The organism is Mycobacterium colombiense (assembly GCF_001665835.1).
Classification (GTDB): domain Bacteria; phylum Actinomycetota; class Actinomycetes; order Mycobacteriales; family Mycobacteriaceae; genus Mycobacterium; species Mycobacterium colombiense_A.
In genome coordinates this window covers 40,254-59,231 of sequence record NZ_LZSX01000027.1, presented here as the reverse complement: position 1 = coordinate 59,231, position 18,978 = coordinate 40,254, and the positions used below count along the sequence as shown (strand labels likewise).

The 18,978-nt window shown below is 65.6% G+C and carries 20 protein-coding genes; 8 read left to right on the top strand and 12 right to left on the bottom strand.

From position 1 onward, the window contains the following. The first annotated feature begins 81 nt into the window (after positions 1–81). The 4 genes from A5760_RS05790 (at position 82) to A5760_RS05775 (ending at position 5,194) form a co-directional block, all read left to right on the top strand. The gene (locus A5760_RS05790) at positions 82–1,413 is read left to right on the top strand and encodes an MFS transporter (protein WP_064878543.1); all 1,332 of its coding nucleotides are present in this window, start codon (positions 82–84) and stop codon (positions 1,411–1,413) included. 70 nt (positions 1,414–1,483) lie between these two features. Next, positions 1,484–2,119 (top strand): phosphate signaling complex protein PhoU, encoded by a 636-nt coding sequence (gene phoU, locus A5760_RS05785; RefSeq protein WP_064878634.1) that lies wholly within the window; start codon positions 1,484–1,486, stop codon positions 2,117–2,119. Between the two features lie 332 nt (positions 2,120–2,451). Continuing rightward, positions 2,452–3,810 (top strand): WS/DGAT/MGAT family O-acyltransferase, encoded by a 1,359-nt coding sequence (locus tag A5760_RS05780; protein ID WP_064878541.1) that lies wholly within the window; start codon positions 2,452–2,454, stop codon positions 3,808–3,810. Between the two features lie 166 nt (positions 3,811–3,976). Beyond that, positions 3,977–5,194, top strand: coding sequence for a cytochrome P450 (locus tag A5760_RS05775; RefSeq protein WP_064878539.1), 1,218 nt, complete (start codon positions 3,977–3,979; stop codon positions 5,192–5,194). Here A5760_RS05775 and A5760_RS05770 read toward each other — a convergent pair. Further along, entirely contained in the window at positions 5,183–5,638 is a 456-nt protein-coding gene (locus A5760_RS05770) for an ATP-binding protein (RefSeq protein ID WP_064878632.1), read from the bottom strand. The genes A5760_RS05775 and A5760_RS05770 overlap by 12 nt on opposite strands. 147 nt (positions 5,639–5,785) lie before the next feature. Then, the gene (locus tag A5760_RS05765) at positions 5,786–6,790 is read right to left on the bottom strand and encodes a 2-hydroxyacid dehydrogenase (RefSeq protein WP_419538223.1); all 1,005 of its coding nucleotides are present in this window, start codon (positions 6,788–6,790) and stop codon (positions 5,786–5,788) included. Positions 6,791–7,000: 210 nt separating this feature from the next. Here A5760_RS05765 and A5760_RS05760 point away from each other — a divergent pair, with 210 nt between their 5' ends. Beyond that, positions 7,001–7,858: an LLM class F420-dependent oxidoreductase gene (locus tag A5760_RS05760; RefSeq protein WP_064878537.1), complete on the top strand. Its 858-nt coding sequence runs from the start codon at positions 7,001–7,003 to the stop codon at positions 7,856–7,858. Positions 7,859–7,871: 13 nt separating this feature from the next. Here A5760_RS05760 and A5760_RS05755 read toward each other — a convergent pair whose 3' ends face one another. Next, a complete protein-coding gene (locus tag A5760_RS05755; RefSeq protein ID WP_064878628.1) occupies positions 7,872–9,455 on the bottom strand; it encodes a SulP family inorganic anion transporter in 1,584 nt (527 codons plus the stop codon). 291 nt (positions 9,456–9,746) lie between these two features. Further along, on the bottom strand, positions 9,747–10,169 hold the full coding sequence (locus A5760_RS05750) for a nitroreductase family deazaflavin-dependent oxidoreductase (RefSeq protein WP_064878535.1): 423 nt from the start codon (positions 10,167–10,169) through the stop codon (positions 9,747–9,749). A gap of 154 nt (positions 10,170–10,323) precedes the next feature. On the opposite strand from A5760_RS05750, the gene A5760_RS05745 reads away from it, so the two are divergent. Together A5760_RS05745 and A5760_RS05740 are read left to right on the top strand one after the other, a co-directional pair. Then, positions 10,324–11,229, top strand: a complete 906-nt coding sequence (locus tag A5760_RS05745; protein ID WP_231122556.1) for a class I SAM-dependent methyltransferase — start codon at positions 10,324–10,326, stop codon at positions 11,227–11,229. 139 nt (positions 11,230–11,368) lie between these two features. Continuing rightward, on the top strand, positions 11,369–12,058 hold the full coding sequence (locus A5760_RS05740; RefSeq protein ID WP_064878533.1) for a class I SAM-dependent methyltransferase: 690 nt from the start codon (positions 11,369–11,371) through the stop codon (positions 12,056–12,058). Between the two features lie 21 nt (positions 12,059–12,079). Here A5760_RS05740 and A5760_RS05735 read toward each other — a convergent pair whose 3' ends face one another. After that, positions 12,080–12,472 carry a hypothetical protein gene (locus A5760_RS05735; protein ID WP_064878531.1) on the bottom strand — a complete coding sequence of 131 codons (393 nt, stop codon included), beginning with the start codon at positions 12,470–12,472 and terminating at the stop codon, positions 12,080–12,082. A 124-nt stretch (positions 12,473–12,596) separates the two neighbouring features. Between A5760_RS05735 and A5760_RS26945 the strand changes: the two genes are divergently transcribed. Then, positions 12,597–12,764, top strand: a complete 168-nt coding sequence (locus A5760_RS26945; RefSeq protein ID WP_196772001.1) for a hypothetical protein — start codon at positions 12,597–12,599, stop codon at positions 12,762–12,764. A gap of 56 nt (positions 12,765–12,820) precedes the next feature. On the opposite strand, the gene A5760_RS05730 is transcribed toward A5760_RS26945, so the two are convergent. From A5760_RS05730 to A5760_RS05700, 7 genes are all read right to left on the bottom strand, one after another. Then, positions 12,821–13,168 carry a hypothetical protein gene (locus tag A5760_RS05730; protein ID WP_064878529.1) on the bottom strand — a complete coding sequence of 116 codons (348 nt, stop codon included), beginning with the start codon at positions 13,166–13,168 and terminating at the stop codon, positions 12,821–12,823. A gap of 9 nt (positions 13,169–13,177) precedes the next feature. Next, a complete protein-coding gene (locus A5760_RS05725; RefSeq protein ID WP_064878624.1) occupies positions 13,178–13,402 on the bottom strand; it encodes a hypothetical protein in 225 nt (74 codons plus the stop codon). A 282-nt stretch (positions 13,403–13,684) separates the two neighbouring features. After that, positions 13,685–14,947 (bottom strand): TetR/AcrR family transcriptional regulator, encoded by a 1,263-nt coding sequence (locus A5760_RS05720; RefSeq protein WP_064878527.1) that lies wholly within the window; start codon positions 14,945–14,947, stop codon positions 13,685–13,687. 129 nt (positions 14,948–15,076) lie between these two features. Then, entirely contained in the window at positions 15,077–15,856 is a 780-nt protein-coding gene (locus tag A5760_RS05715) for a mannan-binding family protein (protein WP_064878525.1), read from the bottom strand. 12 nt (positions 15,857–15,868) lie between these two features. Next, the gene (locus tag A5760_RS05710; RefSeq protein ID WP_064878523.1) at positions 15,869–16,462 is read right to left on the bottom strand and encodes a hypothetical protein; all 594 of its coding nucleotides are present in this window, start codon (positions 16,460–16,462) and stop codon (positions 15,869–15,871) included. A gap of 36 nt (positions 16,463–16,498) precedes the next feature. Beyond that, positions 16,499–17,749, bottom strand: a complete 1,251-nt coding sequence (locus A5760_RS05705) for an MlaD family protein (protein WP_064878622.1) — start codon at positions 17,747–17,749, stop codon at positions 16,499–16,501. Then, positions 17,746–18,978, bottom strand: coding sequence for an MlaD family protein (locus A5760_RS05700; protein WP_064878521.1), 1,233 nt, complete (start codon positions 18,976–18,978; stop codon positions 17,746–17,748). The genes A5760_RS05705 and A5760_RS05700 overlap by 4 nt, the downstream gene beginning before the upstream one ends.

Sequence of the window (18,978 nt, the reverse complement as noted above, 5' to 3'; positions counted from 1 at the left end):
CGGGTAAGCCATCATTCGATGGGTATTCGACGCCGCCGGAGGAAATGGGCCCGTAAAGACATCAGGGTCGCCGATCCGGCGATGCGGCAGACCATCTTGGGTACCGCCATCGGCAACTTCATGGAGTGGTACGACTTCGGGGTCTACGGCTATATCGCCACCACGATCGCGCAGGTGTTTTACCCCGGCAAGAGCGTCAGCGGCGTACACCTCATCGCGACCTTCGGCACGCTGGCGGCGGCGTTCGTCGTGCGCCCGCTCGGCGGATTCATCTTCGGCCCGCTGGGCGACCGCATCGGGCGTCACCGGGTGCTGGTGGTCACCATCCTCATGATGACGGTGAGCACCACCATGACCGGCCTGCTGCCGACCTACAGCACCATCGGCATCTGGGCGCCGATCCTGCTCGTCATCGCACGAATCTTTCAGGGCCTGTCGACCGGCGGCGAGTACGTCGGCGCGATGACCTATCTCGTCGAGCAGGCCCCCGACCACAAACGCGGCATGATGGTCGGCTTCTTGCCGATGGGCAACCTGGTCGGATTCGTCCTGGCCGGGTTGCTGGTGACTGGCCTACAGACCTGGCTGCCGGACGACGACATGCTGGCGTACGGCTGGCGGATTCCACTGTTGCTGGGCCTGCCCTTCGGCCTGGTCGCCCTGTACCTACGGCTTCGGCTCAAGGAGTCCTCCGCCTACCAGAGCGCGAACGACGGTGCGCCCGCTTCGGGCGGCCAAGGCCCGCGGCAAATTCTGCGCATGGTCGCGGCCCAGTGGCGCCCGATGCTGATCTGCGCGGCGCTGGTGCTGACCTCCCAGGTCGCCGACTTCATGCTCACCGGATATCTGCCGACCTACCTCAGACTCTTCGTGCGCGTCGGGCACACCGCCGGACTGGTCATGATCGTGTCGACGCTGGCGATCCTGATGGTCACCGTGGTGCTCGTCGCCGGCTTGTCCGACCGCATCGGCGTCAAACCCATCATGTGGACGGGCTGCGGGCTGCTGATCGGGGCCTCCATCCCGGCTTTCCTGCTCATCCGTTTCGGTGGCGTGTACCCGGTGATCTTCATCGGTGTGCTGCTGATTGGCCTGATGGAGCTGTGCTTCGACAGCACCGGGCCGGCCATGCTGCCGGCCTTGTTTCCCACCAACGTGCGCTACGGGGCGCTGGCGATTTCGTACAACATCTCGATTTCCCTCGTCGGCGGCATCACACCGCTGATCGCCCAGGCGCTGGTATCCGGCACCGGCAACGTGATGGTGCCGGCCTACATGCTGATCTTCGCCGGCGTGGTGGGAGCCATCACGTTGCTGTTCACTCCAGAGGTCGCCGGCAAGCCGTTGCCCGGCTCCGGGCCCGCCGTCGAAACCGAGCGGGAGGCTCGCGCGCTCGCCGAGGACATCAGCTAGCGGGCAACCCATAAGGACTTTCTGCCGTTCTACGGGGGTTTATTTGGCGGTAGCGGGTTATTCGATGAAGATGAGGACCGGTTTTCACCAGCAGCTGGACACGCTGACCGACCAGCTCGCAGACATGTGCGCGATGGCCGCCGAGGCGATTTCACAAGCGAGCGAGGCGCTGCTGGAAAACGACCTGACGACGGCCGAATCCGTCATCGCCGGACACGGCAGCATCATCGCCCTCGAGGCCCACGTCGAGGAGACCGCGTTCGCGCTGTTGGCGTTGCAGGCGCCGGTGGCCACCGACTTGCGCGCGGTCGTCAGCGCCCTCCGGATCGCCGCGGATGCGCGACGGATGGTCGAGCTGGCCGTGCACATCGCCGAAATCGCCCGCCGCCGTCACCCTTATCCGGCCGTTTCCGCCGAGGTGCGGCCCTACGTCGCCGCCATGGGTGAGGCGGCAGAGGCACTGGCCTTCGGGGCGCGGCAGGTGTTGATATCGCAAGACCCGCGCCGGGCGGCCCAGATTCGCCACGACGACGACGCGATGAATGAGCTGCACCACCGGCTGCTGGCGATGCTGATGAATCCCGCATGGACGCAGGGGGTCGCCGCCGCCGTGGACGCCACCTTGTTGGGCCGCTTCTACGAACGCTTCGCCGACCACGCGGTCCAGATCGCGCGCCGGGTGATCTTCCAGGCCACCGGGCGCTAGCAGCCGCTCGACGCAAAGCGACGCCCCGGCCAACAGCTCACGTAGCACTTGGCATCGGAAAGTGATTGTGTTCCAGAAGGTTTGACGGAATACCTCGACGGGCGAGAAAACCGGCAGCCCGATGCGGCCGCCTGGCCGCACGACGAGGCGCGGCTGCGTGAGCAACGCAAGCAGGTCCCCCTTGAGCGCCGATACGCAAACGGACGCGCACGCAAGCGCTCTTACCGACCGCGAGTCCGAACGCTCATTCGCGATTAGCAATCGCTCTGCGCGGCTAATACGAAAGGGGCATGTGCTGGACGGACGGCGCAGCGGACGGAATGGGAACAACTATGGAACCGATATCACCGATGGACGCGTTGTTCCTCATCGGCGAGTCACGCGAACACCCGATGCACGTGGGCTCGCTGCAGCTCTTCGAGCCGCCGAAGGACGCCGGTCCCCACTTCGTGCGCGAGGCGTATCACGCGATGCTCGAGTGCACGGACGTCCAGCCGTCCTTCCGTAAGCACCCGGCCTTCTTCGGCGGCCTCACCAACGTCGCCTGGTCCTTCGACAAGGAGGTCGAGCTCGACTACCACCTGCGCCGGTCGGCTCTTCCCGAACCCGGACGAGTCCGGGACCTGCTCGAGTTGGCATCACGGCTGCACGGTGGCCTGCTCGATCGGCACCGTCCGATGTGGGAGGCGCATCTCGTCGAGGGCCTGCAGGACGGGCGGTACGCGGTCTATACGAAGTATCACCACTCCCTCATGGACGGTGTCTCGGCGCTACGCCTGGTGCAGCGCGCCTTCACGTCCGATCCGCACGACGACGAGGTGCGGGTGCCGTGGACCCTGGGTCCGCGTAAGCGCAGCGGGCGACGGCATCGGTCGTCCCTCTTCGACCGGGTCGGCCGCACCGCGGGATCGGCGCTCGCCTTGGCGCCGTCCACGCTCAAGCTCGCGCGCGCGGCGCTGCTCGAACAACAACTGACCCTGCCGTTCCGGGCCCCGCGCTCGATGTTCAATGTGCGGATCGGCGGCGCCCGCCGGGTAGCGGCCCAGTCCTACTCGCTGGAGCGCATCAAGGCGGTCAAGGCGGCCACCGATACGACGATCAACGATGTCATCCTCGCCATGTCCGCCGGGGCTTTACGCGCCTACCTCCTGGACCAGAACGCCCTTCCGGACGCGCCCCTGACCGCCATGGTCCCGGTGAATCTGCGCAAGGACGACGATGACCGCGGCGGGAACAACGTCGGGACCTTCCTGTGCAACCTCGCAACCAACCTTGACGACCCCGCGAGGCGGCTGGAGACGATCAGCGCGTCCATCCGCGAGACCAAAGAGGTGTTCTGGCAGCTACCTCCCGTTCAGCAGCTGGCCCTGTCCGCCTTCAACATCGGGGGATTGTTCTTCGGTCTGATCCCCGGCTACCTGTCCGCGGCCTCACCGCCGTTCAACATCGTCATCTCCAACGTTTCGACCGGTAACTCCGACCAATTGTATTGGCGCGGAGCGCGATTAGACGGAAACTATCCGCTGTCAATCCCACTCGACGGCCAAGCGGTCAACATCACCGTCACCAACAACGCAGACAACCTCGACTTCGGTCTGGTCGGATGCCGCCGCAGCGTCCCGCACCTGCAGCGGATGCTCGGCCACCTCGAGGCCGCCCTGAAGGATCTGGAACTGATCGCGGGCATCTGAGACGCGTTGCATCGCTCGACGTCTCCCGGGCGTGTGAGCCCGCCAACGCGGCGCCCCGCCGACGAGCGGCCCTGACACCGACCGTGCCGAAACCTTCTGTGGGGAGTACCACAGTTCCTACTGTAAGGTCCACGGTAAGTCAGCGCAGGCGGGAGAAGGGTGAACCGTGCCAAGCACCATCGATACGCGCAGCCAGCTGCGGCCCGACATCGACCTGACCGACGGGGCCTTCTACGCGGGCGACTCGCGGCCGGTCTATCAGTGGATGCGCGAGAACGAACCGGTCTTTCGGGACCGCAATGGCCTGGCGGCCGCGGCGAGCTACCAGGCGGTGATCGACGCCGAGCGTGCGCCGGAGTTGTTCTCCAATGCCGGCGGTATCCGGCCGGACCAGGACGCGCCCCCGATGATGATCGCAATGGACGACCCCACGCATCTGCTGCGACGCAAGCTGGTCAATGCGGGCTTTACCCGCAAACGCGTCAAAGACAGGGAGCACTCGATCGGCGCGCTGTGTGATGCGCTGATCGACAACGTCTGCGAACGGGGCGAGTGCGACTTCGTCTGGGACCTCGCCGCGCCGCTTCCCATGGCGGTGATCGGTGACATGCTCGGGGTGCTTCCGGAGGAGCGCCAGATGTTCCTTCGCTGGTCGGACGACATGGTGACCCTGCTCAGCAGCACGACCGCGCAGGAGGATTTCCAGGTGTCGGTGGATGCATTCGCCGCTTACACCGAATACATGACGGGCATGATCGCGGCGCGAAAGGCGGACCCGACCGATGACCTGGTCAGTGTGTTGGTGCACGCGGAGGTGGACGGCGAAAAGCTGGCCGACCACGAGATCGTCACCGAGGTGTTGTTACTCCTGATCGGCGGCGACGAGACCACTCGGCACACGCTGTCCGGCGGTACCGCGCAAATCCTGCGGCACCCGCAACAGCACCAGCGGTTGGTCAACGACGTGGCGCTGCTACCCAACGCGATCGAGGAGATGCTGCGGTGGACCGCCCCGGTCAAAAATATGGCCCGCACCATGACCGCCGACTTGGACTTTCACGGCGCGCAGCTCAAGCAGGGCGAGAAGATCATCCTGCTTTTCGAATCGGCGAACTTCGATGAGGCGGTGTTCGGGGATCCGCAGAACTTCCGCATCGACCGATACCCCAACAATCATCTGGCCTTCGGGTTCGGAACCCACTTCTGTCTGGGCAATCAGCTGGCGCGCTTGGAGCTGTCGATGATGCTCGAGCGCCTGCTGAAACGCCTGCCGGATATGCGGCTGGCGTCCGGGGACGCGCTGCCGCTGCGTCCGGCGAACTTTGTCAGCGGTCTGGAAAAGATGCCGGTCAAGTTCACCCCATCGGCGCGATCAGGCGCCTGATTCGGGCGGTACCGGGGCGTCGAGGTGGTAATGACCGGCGGCCTCCGCGTCGGTCGCGTAGTCCAGGTAGACGCTGGTGCCGTTGGGGCGGGCATGGATGGTGCAGTGGTCGGCGAGGCCGTGCATCAGCGTGATGCCGCGCGACGCGTAGGGGTCGCTGGAGTGCGTGGACAGGGGCTTCCGCCAGTTTCCGCGGTCGCTGACGCAGACCCGGATCGACTCGGCGTCGGGGTCGTAACTGGCCTGAAGTTTCATAGCGCCGGCCTCGCGATGCGTGCGGTAGGCGTGCTCAACACAATTCGCCAGCGCCTCGTTGACGCCCAGGACGACGTCCTCACGAATTTCTTCCGGCGCGCGCACCTCTTGCTGCAGCCACCGTTGCAGCGCCCGACGCCACTCCGCCGCCGTATCGGGGCGGGCTGTGCCGGCCAGCGTCAGCCGCACCGGCGCGGCAGTCTCCGACAGACTCATAAAAGCCGCATACCCAGATGCGGAGGGGGCAATAACCTTCGGCGAGTATCGCTTCGGGCACAGATGGATAGCCGTCCCGAATCGCCAGGTCATGGCGCCGAGCCGCGTTTCAAGCAGGTTCTAACGGCGCCGCGGCAGGACGGGTGTGACCAATTCGCCGGTATCGAGGTAGCTGTCCAGGTTGCGGATCGCCAACAGTGCCATGGCCCGCCGGGTCCGCGCGGTGGCGCTGCCGATATGCGGGAGCAGCACCACGTTGTCCAGGTCGAGCAATTCGGCCGGTACCTGCGGTTCTTCGGCGAAGACGTCCAGCCCGGCGCCCGCCAGTTCCCCGGCGGCCAGAAATTCCACCAGCGCATCCTGGTCGACGACGCTGCCCCGCGCGATGTTGATCAGGTAACCCTCGGGACCCAAGGCCTGCAGCACCGCACGGTCGACCAGCTTGTGTGTGTTGCGGTCGCCCGTGGTGGCGATCACCAGGACGTCGACCGACTCGGCGAGCTCCATAGGCGACCCGGCATAGCGGAATGGCGATCCCTCCATGCGGTGGCGGTTGTGATAGGCGATGGCGCAGTCGAATCCGAGTAGCCGGGTCGCGATCGCCGAACCGATCCGGCCCAGTCCCAGGATGCCGACCTGCAGGCCGCTGACATCTCTGGCATAGGGAAACGCACCGTCGCGTGCCCATCGACCGGCGCGCACGTAGCGATCGGCGGCACCGAAACGGCGCAGTGTCATCAGGATCAGGCCCACTGCCGTGTCGGCGACCGTGTCCGACAGCACGTCGGGAGTGTTGCTCACGCCGATGCCGCGGCGCTTCGCCGCACCCAAGTCGATCAGGTCCACCCCGGCCCCGTTGTTGACGATGGCCTCCAGGTTGGGCAGGGCCGCGATCGTGGCGGCATCGACGCCGGGTGATCCCGATGTCACCAGCACGCGCACACCGGCGCCGTGCTCGGCCAGGAACTGCCTTCGCGCGGGTCCGTCGGGAAGCTTCGGAATCGCGTAACGCGCCGCCAACTCTTGTTCGAATGTCGGCTCCATCTCGCCGACGCCCAGCACCCCACGGACCCTGTCCACCGTCACGACTACATCATGCTGGAAGCCGGCTACCGACTCGGTCATCCGGCAGTGGAATATCCCGCCAACTACCGTGGTTGATGAGCCTGGCGGTGTCGGCCATTCCCCCGGGTACCACACCAGAACCGTCGCTTCGAGCGACCACTTGCCGAGAGGTGAGAAGACGACACCGCCCCCAAAACATTTGCAGTGATTGGTGCGCTGCGTCTTTCGTCGCACGGGAAGTAAACCCGATCCCATGCGGTTGCACAGCCAATGCGCATTGGAGTCGTCTTCCCGCAAACCGAGCTCGGCTCGGACCCCGCCGTCCTCCGCACGTACGGTCAGCGCGTCGAGGAACTCGGGTTCACTCACATCCTCGCCTACGACCACGTCGTCGGCGCCGACCCGACGGTGCATCACGGCTTCCAGGGGCCCTACGACATCGACTCGACCTTTCATGAGCCGTTCGTCATGTTCGGCTACCTGGCCGCGGTCACCTCACTGGAACTCGTCACCGGGGTGATCATTTTGCCGCAGCGCCAAACGGTGCTGGCCGCCAAGCAGGCCGCCGAGGTCGATGTGCTCACCGGGGGCCGCTTCAGATTCGGAATTGGTTTGGGCTGGAACGCCGTTGAGTACGAGGCGCTCGGAGAGTCGTTCACCAACCGCGGCAGACGCTCCGAGGAGCAGGTCGAGGTGATGCGCAAACTGTGGACCGAACGGTCGGTCACCTACGACGGCAAGTACCACACGGTGACCGCGGCCGGCCTGGCCCCGCTGCCCACCCAGCGCCCGATACCGGTGTGGTTCGGCGCGGCCTCCGATCGCGCGTACGAGCGTGCCGGTCGCCTCGGCGACGGCTGGTTTCCGATGCTGGAGCCCGGCCCCGGCCTCGACCACGCGCTCGAACAGGTGAACCGCGCGGCCGAATCGGCCGGTCGCGACCCGAAGAGCCTCGGAATGGAAGGCCGGGTCAGTTGGATCGAAGACCGCGACAAGCTGGCCGCCACCATCGCCGCGTGGAAAGCCGCCGGTGCCAGCCATCTTTCGGTGAACACCATGAAGGCCGGTTTCGCGAATGTCGACGAACACCTCGCCGCCTTGGAGCAGGTCGCCGCCGACCTGAGGTAGCCGCGCCGGGCGGTTACTTGGCCCCTGACGCGGACAACTCCTCGACGAGGCTCAGGTGCACGTTACGGCGGTTAGCCTTCGATGACTTCCCTGCGGGACCAACGGATTCCATGAGACCGGTGGCGGCCAGGGCGTCAGATTCACTCGTGTCGACCATGTCACGAACATGGACCTGTCCGCCGGTAGCGCAGTGCCGTCGTTGCCAGTCGCTGATCGCTTGGTGCGCCGCGTGATCGAGATAATTCGTGAGCAGGTGGATGGTGACCGAAGTGCGTTCGGGCACTGACGCCAGGACTCCGGTCAGCCGGGGTAGAGCCAGGAAGGTGCACGCGCCCTCGACGACGACGTGCCACCCGTCACCGACGGGCTCGGCCTCGATCCTGGCTCGCACCACCCGCCAACCGGTCACGGCGACGGCCAGCGCCAGGCCGATCATGACGCCGTGCAGCAGGTTGAGGAAGACGACGCAAACCACGGTCACCAGGTAGACGGCGAGATCGCCGTTGCGCAAAGCGGTTTCGATGTGCGCGGGCTTCAAGAGCTCGATGCCGATGACGATGAGCAGGCCCGCAAGCGCTGCGGTGGGGATCTTTTCGACGAGTCCCGCGAATGGCACGGCGAACAGCAGTATCCAGACGCCGTGCATGATCGTCGAGGCGCGCGTCTTGGCGCCGGCGTTCACGTTGGCGGCGCTGCGCACGATGACGCCGGCTATGGGAAGCCCACCGATGGCACCCGACGCGATGTTCGCCGCGCCCTGCCCGATCAGCTCGCGGTTGAAGTCGGTTCGCGCGCCGGTGTGCATGCGATCGATCGATACCGCCGTCAGCAGGCTCTGCACGCTGGTGATCAATGTGACGGTGATGACGGCGACGACGACAGCACCCCAATTCCCGTGCGGCACCGACGGCAGCCGCAGTGCATCGAGCACTGAGCCATCCAGCAGGATGCGGGATACGTTGAACGGGAAGATCACTGAAATGGCCGTGACCGCCACGATTGCGACGAGTGGGCCGGGGACCTTGGCCACCCGGGCCGGAACCCAACGCCAGGCAACCAGAATGGCGATCACGAGGAGACCCAGGACAAGCCCCGGCCGGTGCGCACCCATGATCTGTGCGGGCAGTCCGGTGACATTGCTCCAGGCCGAGCTCTTCGAGGCGCCGCCCAGCAGCACATGCACCTGCTGTAGCGCAATCGTGATGCCGATGCCTGCCAGCATCGCATGCACCACCACCGGTGATATCGCCAGGGCGGCTCGGGCAATGCGGCTGAACCCCAACAGGACTTGCAGGATCCCGGCGATCACCGTGATGAAACATGTGATGGCCCAGCCAAACTGCGAGACCAGTTCAGCGACGACAACGGTCAGCCCAGCCGCCGGGCCACTGACCTGTAACGGCGATCCGCCGATCCATCCGCCGACGACTCCCCCGACGATCGCTGCAATCAGGCCGGCGAGAACTGGCGCGTCCGAGGCGATCGCGATTCCGAGCGACAACGGCAGCGCCACCAGGAAGACCACCAACGAGGCCGGCAGATCGTATTGCAGGACCTCACGCACCCGGTCGCGTCGAGACGGAGCGCCATCCTCCATGCCCTGCGGTTCTGGCTGTTTCACGTGTTGCACTGGCCCTCCCCTGAATTGGTCATCGGCGGTGGGCTTTTCGATATCCGCCCGGTCACGGCAGGCCGAAGATATGTAAAGCCGTGTAGCGCAGGCGATTACAACTACCTGAACGTCATTGTTCGTCGGGGCATGCCTGGCCTATGCGTTCGAAGGTAGGTGGGCAGGACACAGGGGGTCAACCGGACCAGCCGAGTGCATATCGAATGCAAATTTTTTCGGCACCCAGTGCCAAGGGGCCCGCCAGGGGGCCGAAAGCGACTACTCCAACACGAAAACGGGGATCTGTCGCGCCGTCTTCGTCTTGTATTCCGCGTAGGGAGGAAACGCCTCAACGGCCCGCTGCCACCACTCCTCGCGCTCGGTTCCCTCGAGCTCACGAGCCGTCAACCTGACAACCTTGTCACCGTCTTGCAGCGTCACCGCAGGATTCGCCTTCAGATTGAAATACCAAACCGGATGCTCAGGGGCGCCGCCGTGCGACGCGACGATGACGTAGCGGCCATCCTTCTCGACCCGCATCAACGGGACGTAGCGCTGCTTGCCGGACTTCGCCCCGGTGACGGTCAGCAGAACGATCGGCCGATCGAAGACCTCGACTCCATCGGTCGTGCCCCGACTCAAAATCTGTTCGGTCTGGTCGCGCACCCAACCCCGCGGGCTCAATTCGATTTCGTCAGCCATACCTACAGCGAACACCCGCGCCCTACCACCACATTCCCCGGGGCCTTGCCTGGCACGGTCGGCGCCGCTTGAATCGGCGGCCCGCGCGCCAAGGAGTACAGTTGAGGAGTCGCTTAAATAAGCTAACTAAATGCGCGCAGGTCGCGGAGAGGAGATGGGCGTGGCCCGCACCGAGAACGACACATGGGATCTGGCGTCCAGCGTCGGGGCCACCGCAACGGCAGTCGCCGCGCAGCGAGCGATCGCGTCCCAGGGCCCGGACGCCTTGCTGAACGACCCCTGGGCCGATCCGCTGGTCCGTGCGGTGGGAAGCGATGTCTTCATCAAGCTCCTCGACAACCAGCTTGACCGCAGCGACGATCCGCTGCTGAACCGCCAAGCCGTGAAGGAGCAGATCACGGTGCGCACCCGGTTCTTCGATGACTTCTTCGTGCGGGCGACCGAATCGGGTATCCAGCAGGCCGTCATTTTGGCGTCCGGCCTGGACACCAGGGCCTACCGGCTGCCCTGGCCGGCGGGCACGGTCGTGTACGAGATCGACCAGCCCGAGGTGATCGAATTCAAGACCCGGACCCTGGCCGATCTGGGCGCCACACCCACCGCGGAGCGCCGCACCGTGTCGATGGACCTGCGCGACGACTGGCCGTCTGCCCTCGCGGCCGCCGGGTTCGATGCGCAAAAGCCGACCGCGTGGAGCGCCGAGGGGCTTCTGGTTTACCTGCCGCCCGAGGCGCAAGACCGGTTGTTCGACAACATCGTCGCCGTTTCGGCGCCGGGCAGCCGGATCGCCACCGAACACATGGACCTGCGCGACATTCCCGCGGATTGGGCGCAGAAGCTGACCGAGCGGTCGCAGCGCATCGGCTCCAACATCAATCTGGCCGAGTTGTTCTACACCGGCGACCGCAATCCCGCCGGCGAATACCTGGCCGCACGCGGTTGGCGAATCGACATCGAGACCACCGAGCAGGCTTTCGCCGCCCAGGGTTTCGCGGTACCCAAGGACGAGCTGGCCTCATTCGGCGAAGCGTCCGGCTACCTGACCGCGACCCTCAAGTAGGAGTAACGCCAACCCCAGCTGGGGTTAGTGGCGCGCGAATTTCGTCCGGCACCCAAGCCGCCATCCAGCGAGCCGGCGACCGCGGCCCTCTATATCAGCCCCGTTGACATATATCAGGGCGGTTGATATAAACGATGTCATGACACAACCGACTTCAGAGATGTTCGAATCCGCCTACCGAGGTGAGGCTCCCGAGATGGGTGAGGGCAACCGGCCGCCGTGGAGCATCGGTGAGCCGCAGCCAGAGATCGCGGCCCTCATCGAGGACGGCAAGTTCCACGGCGACGTGCTCGATGCCGGTTGCGGCGAGGCGGCGGTATCGCTGTACCTCGCCGAGCGCGGCTTCACCACGGTGGGTCTGGACCAGTCGCCCACCGCCGTCGCGCTGGCGACCGAGAGAGCCGCTCGGCGGGGCCTGGCCAGTGCCACCTTCGACGTCGCGGATATCAGCGCCTTCACCGGCTATGACGGCCGCTTCGGAACCATCGTCGACAGCACCCTGTTCCACTCGATGCCCGTTGAATTGCGCGAGGGCTATCAGCAGTCGATCGTGCGCGCCGCCGCGCCGGGCGCCTCGTACTTCGTGCTCGTCTTCGACCGCGCCGCAATGCCGGCCGATGGCCCCGTCAATGCGGTCACCGAGCCCGAGTTGCGTGAGGTGGTCTCGAAGTACTGGGTGATCGACGAGATCCGGCCGGCCCGCATCCACGCCAACGTGCCCGAGAGTTTCCTGGCGGGCTTTGAGGCCTTCGCCGGTGCCGACATTCGCGACGAGGACAACGGTCGCAAGTCCGTGGGCGCCTGGTTACTGTCCGCGCACCTCGGCTGACCGCACCACGGAGGGCGCGCCCTAAGGGCCGCCCCAGCTCTCCGGCAGCATCGGTATACGGGCGCCGTCACCGGATTCGTTGCCGGCCAACGTGATCAGGCCCGAAGCGCGCACGTCCGGCTTGGGTAGCGTGCCGGCGAAGCCCTGTATCGAGCCGCCGGAGCCCGAGGGCCGATACCGATCCGGCGCTGCCGATGCGACCTCGGCTGCTTCGTCATCGGCCTCGATGAATTCGTAGCGGTATCCGGGGTCGACGACCGATCGCGGCCGTCGGCGGGAGCGTCCCTGCTCCTGGTCCGCCGCCGCGACGCCGGCCGCCGATGTTGCGGTCTGTCCGGCGGCCAGGGCGCTTCTGGCCCGGGTTTGCGCCTTCGATTCCATGCCGAGGCCGAGGGCGCCGCGCTCGGTGGTCAAGCAATATTGACCCCCGCGGCGCCGTGAGCAGCGCGATCGGCACCGTCAAGGTTGGCCGGGTTTCGGGGCCCGCCATTCGGGAGATCCTGAGTAGAGGCAGTGCAGACGTTCAGAGGAGATCTCGGTGGATCAGCAAGTCAACTTCGACCCGCCCGCTGCGCCCGAGGACGCGCGGAAGGCAACCGAGGAACAGCGCAAGCTGCAGGAGGAACTCGATCACCAGGACGAAGATCCTGACGGCCCGGGATTGCATCAATCTCGGCACGATCTTCCCGACGAGAGCACGCGGTAGTCGGCGAAAGCTAGTTATTCACAGGGTGTTTGGTCCTGCATTAGCCGCCATCGGTCTCAGGATGGAGATTGCGCCGCGGACCTTGATGGCGCCGGCCGCCGGTGGTCATGGGCGAGTACCGCTGCTGCCCGCCAAGTCAGGGCCATCCCGCCCAGGACCGCCGTCGGGATGGCCCACAGGCGTCGCACCATCAGCGCGTTACCGCATTGGTCAACGTAGTTGGTGCCCGCCGGGCCGACCGCGCTTGACGCCTGGTTCAGCTCTGTCGTAAAACCGTTGCCGCACTTGACTTGCCAGCCGAACTGATCGTAGGCGTCGATGAATACCGGGAGGTACAGCGCGAAGAGCCCCCCGGCCAGGAACACCACGGCAGCGAAGACGATCAGCGGCCCGCGGTTGACCATGCGAGCCCCCTAAGTCATACACACGTTGGCGAAAAGCAGCACCGGCCATGACACGATCGAGCCGAGGAACGACACCACCAGATCGGCCCCATGCATGTCGTGCAGATGCTGGGTGTGGGTGCTCGACCAGATCACGCCGACGATCAGGTACGGGGTCCCCAGCAGTATTGCCAGGCCCAGCAGTTCGGCGATGGTCAACTGATACTCCAGGAGTGTGCGAATCCTGGCGAGCATGGGCATGCCTTTCGCGCGGGGCGCTGCCGGGTCGAAGCCGGCCCACCCGAAGTGATGAGCACCGCCCGCCCCGGCGCGCGGATTAGACGCATCTATGTTAATGGTTGTTCGTGCGACCCGGTAGTGCCGTCCGCCGATCGGCAGCGCTCAGGAACCGCGGTCCATTACGGAGATGCGGTGCCGGAACGGGACGTTCGAACGGCCCGGATGCTCCGGGAGGGTGAATGTCCAACTAGCAAGTGGAGATTCATTCTTCGGCCGAGGACCGTCCCCGAAACCCTGTCAGTGCCGCTGCCGGCCGGCCCGGGGCGCGTTACGGGCTGCTGCGGCCGGTCGTCCCAGCACCGTGACCTCCATCAGGCGGCGCACCGTGAGGCTCGCGGCCGCACTGGTGTTGGGGTAGACCAGGCGCCCGGTGTCCACCGCGAGCGCGAACGCGGCGTGTACGGCGTAGCGGGCGCGGCCGAGGGTGAGTTCCGGGCTGGCCGCGACGGCGAGGCTAGCCCAGGATTCGACGGTGGAGCGCTGAATGTTGTAGAGCAACACCGCGTCTGTGTCCGGAAGGTTGTGACGCTCGGTGTAGTACACGCAGGCCAGTTCGGGGTTGGCGAATGACCGGGTGACGTAGGCCTCGATGAGTTGCGCGAGCGCCTGTTCCGGGTCGGCGTTGGTGGCCAGAATGCTGGACAGGTCGCCGGAGAGTTGGTCGGCGGCGCGCCGGTAGTAGACCGCCAAAATGGCGGCCTTCCCCGGAAAGTATTGATAGATGCTGGCGACCGGTATGCCGACCGCCGCGGCGATGTCTTCCATCCCGGTTTCGCGATAGCCGCGCTCGTTGAATAGGCGCATCGATTCGTGCAAGAGAAGCTCATAGCTTCCGGCCGCGCTGGTCAGCGTCGAAGACCGCGACTGGTCGGATCCGCGATCCCGCAGGCTCGGCAACTCGGCATGCAACACCGCGGTAGCGATATCGGCCAGGGCCGCGCGGATCTCGGCATTACCCAGGCGGGACCGGTGGTCGGTGATGCTGCCGATGACACTCAGGGTGGCCGCGGACAAGATCCAGCGTTGCCGCGACGTCAATTTCGGCCGCAGCCTCATCAGCGGACGCTGCAGGCGCCGGTTGATCAGTTTGATCTGTTCGGCCAGGGCGCGCTGATCGTCGCCCCTCAGGTAGCGACCCTCCCACCGATACAGTCCGCCGGCGGTGCGGTTCACGATTGTGGTGTCGATGAGCGCAGCGGTGAGCGCGCGAAGTTGTTCCTCGGGATCGCCACCGGCTGGCAAAGCATCCGCGAATGCCGTGGCGTCGACGAGTTGCTGCCCCAGCGCCAAGAAGACGTCGCGGAATAAGTCGTATTTGCCCTGCGAGTGGCGGTACAACGCGGCCGCGGAGATTCCCACCCGCGCCGCGATGTTCTCCATGCTGACCGCGTGATAGCCCAACTCGCTGAACGCATCGGTGGCGGCGCGGGCGATCTGGACCTTGCGGTCCTTCGGGCGCCGCTTTACCTGATCTGCGGACGAGCGGCCAGCCGACGGCATACAGATCACCGTAGCCGCAGCGGCGGCTGTCCGGGCGATCGGTAGACGACCGGAATCGCGCAGTCGGTGAGCCGACCACGCACGACTGGACGCAGCGTTGTACCCGAGGTCATCAGACGTCTATCCCCGTTACGCTCCGCCGAATTCCGTACGCAGCACCGAGCCGAGTGCGCTGAGCGGAATGTGTGGCTCGACGGCGCCTCCGTCCATCGACCATTGCTCGGACTGCCCGTACTGGATGGGAGAGTCGTGGCCGACCGGGTAGTCCGGCATGTACAGGATCAGCTCGTCGGGCGTGAGCGCCCACGCCTTGTAGCCCCCCGAGAACACCTTGTCCGGTGTCCATCGATCGACGGTGAACGGATACGTGCCCAGGTTGTGCTGCCATGCCGCGCGGTCGAGCGCCTCCTGGATGAACGGCTCGGCCAACGGCGGAATGGCGGTCAGCGGATCGACCCCCGGCTTGGTGATGTCGGCAAGCTGTAACTGCCTGCCTCCCGCCATATCGAAGGTGAAAGTGCGATAGGCGTTGTTGAACGCCGGACCGTCGGCGTGGTAGTCCTCGTGGAAGGCCACTGTGAGCGCGCGCCCATGGGGGAACACCTGATAGTTCTCCTCACCCCAACTGTCCTGGACCATTGAAGCGCCCTTGGTACGCCAGTTGTTCATCAGGTTGCGCAGGTATTCGCGGATGGGTGGCCCGCTGGTGGGACTCTCGACCAGATCACCGGGCAGCGCCATCTTGATGTCGCGAACGGCTTTTCGCTCGGACAGCACCGAGGTGTTGCAGTACTGCCCGTCCCAATCGCCGCCGAGATCGCCGCAAAACGACTGCGCCGACGCCGATGCCACCGGTGCGCTCAACACCGCCGTCGCCGCCGCCGCGACCCAAAGCCGGATCATCCGCATAATCGAAACGTCCTAAGGTAATTCGACTTTGCTGGCCAGCCAGCGGCCACCGACGTTTTCCATCGTGACCTTCATCCGGCTTCGGTCTACCCGGCCGTCGGGACGCACCGCGTTGTTGACCGTCTGGTCCACCATCAACAACACCACCACCTTGTTTTTCGATTGCGATTGGATCGCAGAGTCCACCACTGTGCCGTGCGCCGCGGCCTTGTTGTCGATGAGCAACTGCCGAAGCTGAACACTGGCTTTGGTGTAGGTGTCCTTGAATTCCCCTGTGGCTCCGTCAAGTACGGCAGCGAAGTTCTGGTCCACCTGGTTGGAATCGATGCTCGTCAGCACCTGGGCATAGTTGACCGCCGTCCGCTGGGCGGCCTGCCCGGCCTGGCCCACCGCGTGCTCGTCCCATAGCTTGCAGCCCAGCCCGCCGGCGAGGCCGACCGCTCCCGCGTAGGCGGCGACGACGAGCATGATGCGGGCGTAGCGTTTCCACGGCCGGGCGCCTTTTGCGATGTGCTTGCCGGCGTCCACCGGGGCCAATTGCTCGTCGGCGGGCGGCTTCTCGATGTCGTCGCTTGTGCTGCATTCCTGGTCGGCGGTGATCGTCATGGTGGTGCCTCCTTGCGTTCTCGAATGCTCGTGTATTTAGTGGGGCGGCTCTATCGGCAGCACCGGTCCGCCGTACGGCGTGGGAATGGTGAAGCGCCCCTTCGGGGTTGGATCTGCCGTTTGACCGAGGTCGGCGCCCGGCGGTGGCCCCGCGGTGTCGTCACCGCCCGGTCGGGGCGCGTTCTTGGCGCCACGGACCAATACCTGGGGGTCGTCGTCTCGGCAGTAGGTGTACAGGAAGGGCTCGGGGTAATCCGCCGATGACGACGGCCGCCGGGGGGTGCCGTAGTCGCATGTGTAGCGCGGGTAGATGTCGGCGGTCGCCCACAGTCCATGCTCGTGCATGGTGGTCATCAGGGCCTCGAGTGTGGAGCCGCGATAGTCGGGGAAGACCGCGTTCAACGCCGGGACACGGAGGTAGATGATCCGTGCGGTGGTCACCAGATTGGCCAGCAGCCCGACCATGGTGTCGGAGTTGTCGTCGAACAGGTTGTCCACCGTGGACAGGGCGTGCGGGGTCTGATCGACCAATTTGCGGTAGCCACGGTCCATCTTGTTCACGCCGGTCATGAGGTCGCCGACATTGCGCGACGTCGCACCCAGGCCGGCATTCTTGTCGGAGAGGGTGGTCAGCACCACCCGGCTGGTCTTGAGCATGCTCACCGTCTGCGGCAGCACCGGGTCGATCGTCGACAGCAGGAAGGTGGAGCCGTCGATGATGTCGGTCAGCTTCTGCGGGCCCTCCTTGCTCAAACTCAGTTCCCGCTTGACGATTTCGAGCTTCTTTGGGTCGGTTTGGGCAAGCAGCCCATCGGCGTCGGCGAGCACTTGTGAGAGCGGGATGGGCGTGGCGGTGTGTTGTGGGCCGATCACGCTGCCGTTCGACAGGAACGGGCCGGTGTTAGATGCCGGCTCGAAATCGATGTACTGCTCGCCGGCCGGGGACAACCCGGACACTCGTACCGGGCTGGTGGCGGGGATCTTGGTATTGGCATTGATAGTGGCGATGACCTCGACGCCGGTGGGTGTGGGCCTCAGCGACTGGATCCGCCCGACCCGGATTCCGCGGACCGATACGTCTTGGTTGGCCAGCAGCCCACCGGATTCGGGTAATCGGATGGTGACCCGGTAGGTCGATTCCAGGGGATTGATCCGTAGCGCCCCGAGCGCCAGGTAGGTGATGCCGACCACCAGTGTCAGCGCCAGCGCGAGCCCGGATAGCCAGGCGCGCTGGCGGTGGCCGGCTCTGACGGCGCCGACGATGAGGCCGCCGATAGTCTCGATCATCGCGGCGGCTCCGGGATCGTCGGATCCGGCGGCGCCTCCCCGGCGGGTGCGGGCGGAAGCGGCGGACCGACCGGCGTCCAAGGGCTTTGGCCCATCGGTGTTTGGGGGCCGCGGCCCACGACCCGTTCTTGCAGGCGCCACAGGACGTATTTGATCGAGCCGATCATGTAGTTCCAGTCGCGGCGCATGGGTCCGTGAAATGCCGGATCGCCCTTGAATCCCCCGGTTTCCGCCCCGGTACCCGGCCGCGATCCCATGACCAGCCGATCGAAGCTGCCGCGCACCGAAATCGCGTCGCTGGGAGTGGCTTTCACGAACGGGGGGATCAACCTGTTGAGGCCGGCAAGGCTGGTATCGGGGCTCAACACGACGTCATTCCACGCGGCGGCGATGGTGTTGGCGTCCTTGATGACGCTGCGGCCCGTCTTGTCGGTGCCGGCGATCGACGGGAATTTGGACAGCTGATGGGTCGTGGCGCCGAGCTCGTCGACCACGTCGGCGATTTCGTCGGCATTGCTGGACAATACGTTGGTGGCCGGGCCTACGGCTTGCAGAACGTCGGTGAGCGCTTGGTTCTTCTGATCCAGCCGGTCGGCGAGTCCTGCCGTTTCGGTCACCGCCGCGTCAATCTGCTCGGAGCGCGAATTGAGCTTGCTCAGAAGTAGGTTGGTCCGGTTGATCAGGTCGCCGAACGCGCGTCCCTGGTCGCCGGTCGCCTTGCCCGCGCCGTTGACGATATTGGTGAAGTTGCGGACTGCGCCGCCGTTGACCAGCAGTGCGGCCGAGCTCAGGACGCTTTCCACGGTGGCGGCGGCGCGGGTCGCCGGCAGGCCGATGGTGTCGCCACTTTTCAGCAGCGGCGCGCGGGGGTCGATCGGGGTCGGTGGCTTGATCGCGACGAACACGTCACCAAGCGGTGTCGCCGACCGTAGCTCTGCGGTGCTGCCGACGGGGACCCGGACGCCGTCCATGATTCGCAGGGTGGTGACGGCGGTGTAGTTGCGCGCGACCATCGATTCGAGTTGTCCGACGTCGGCGCCGGCGAGTTTGACTTTTGCGTGGGCCGGAAGGTTCAGCGCGTTGGAGAAGATGGCATTCAGTAGATATCCGCCGTTGCCGATTCCTGGTGCCGGCAGCGGCAGGCTGGACAGTCCGTTGGTGGCGCAACCGGAACTGACCATGACTGCGCTGAGCGCCAGTGCCAACGTTTTGTTCTTGACCACCTTCAT

Coding starts and splice junctions, on each gene's coding strand:
- A5760_RS05790 (WP_064878543.1), top strand. CDS start 82: ATGCGGCAGACCATCTTGGGTACCGCCATCGGCAACTTCATGGAGTGG.
- phoU (WP_064878634.1), top strand. CDS start 1,484: ATGAGGACCGGTTTTCACCAGCAGCTGGACACGCTGACCGACCAGCTC.
- A5760_RS05780 (WP_064878541.1), top strand. CDS start 2,452: ATGGAACCGATATCACCGATGGACGCGTTGTTCCTCATCGGCGAGTCA.
- A5760_RS05765 (WP_419538223.1), bottom strand. CDS start 6,790: ATGACCGAGTCGGTAGCCGGCTTCCAGCATGATGTAGTCGTGACGGTG.
- A5760_RS05760 (WP_064878537.1), top strand. CDS start 7,001: ATGCGCATTGGAGTCGTCTTCCCGCAAACCGAGCTCGGCTCGGACCCC.
- A5760_RS05755 (WP_064878628.1), bottom strand. CDS start 9,455: ATGGAGGATGGCGCTCCGTCTCGACGCGACCGGGTGCGTGAGGTCCTG.
- A5760_RS05750 (WP_064878535.1), bottom strand. CDS start 10,169: ATGGCTGACGAAATCGAATTGAGCCCGCGGGGTTGGGTGCGCGACCAG.
- A5760_RS05745 (WP_231122556.1), top strand. CDS start 10,324: ATGGGCGTGGCCCGCACCGAGAACGACACATGGGATCTGGCGTCCAGC.
- A5760_RS05740 (WP_064878533.1), top strand. CDS start 11,369: ATGACACAACCGACTTCAGAGATGTTCGAATCCGCCTACCGAGGTGAG.
- A5760_RS05730 (WP_064878529.1), bottom strand. CDS start 13,168: ATGGTCAACCGCGGGCCGCTGATCGTCTTCGCTGCCGTGGTGTTCCTG.
- A5760_RS05725 (WP_064878624.1), bottom strand. CDS start 13,402: ATGCTCGCCAGGATTCGCACACTCCTGGAGTATCAGTTGACCATCGCC.
- A5760_RS05720 (WP_064878527.1), bottom strand. CDS start 14,947: ATGCCGTCGGCTGGCCGCTCGTCCGCAGATCAGGTAAAGCGGCGCCCG.
- A5760_RS05715 (WP_064878525.1), bottom strand. CDS start 15,856: ATGCGGATGATCCGGCTTTGGGTCGCGGCGGCGGCGACGGCGGTGTTG.
- A5760_RS05710 (WP_064878523.1), bottom strand. CDS start 16,462: ATGACGATCACCGCCGACCAGGAATGCAGCACAAGCGACGACATCGAG.
- A5760_RS05705 (WP_064878622.1), bottom strand. CDS start 17,749: ATGATCGAGACTATCGGCGGCCTCATCGTCGGCGCCGTCAGAGCCGGC.
- A5760_RS05700 (WP_064878521.1), bottom strand. CDS start 18,978: ATGAAGGTGGTCAAGAACAAAACGTTGGCACTGGCGCTCAGCGCAGTC.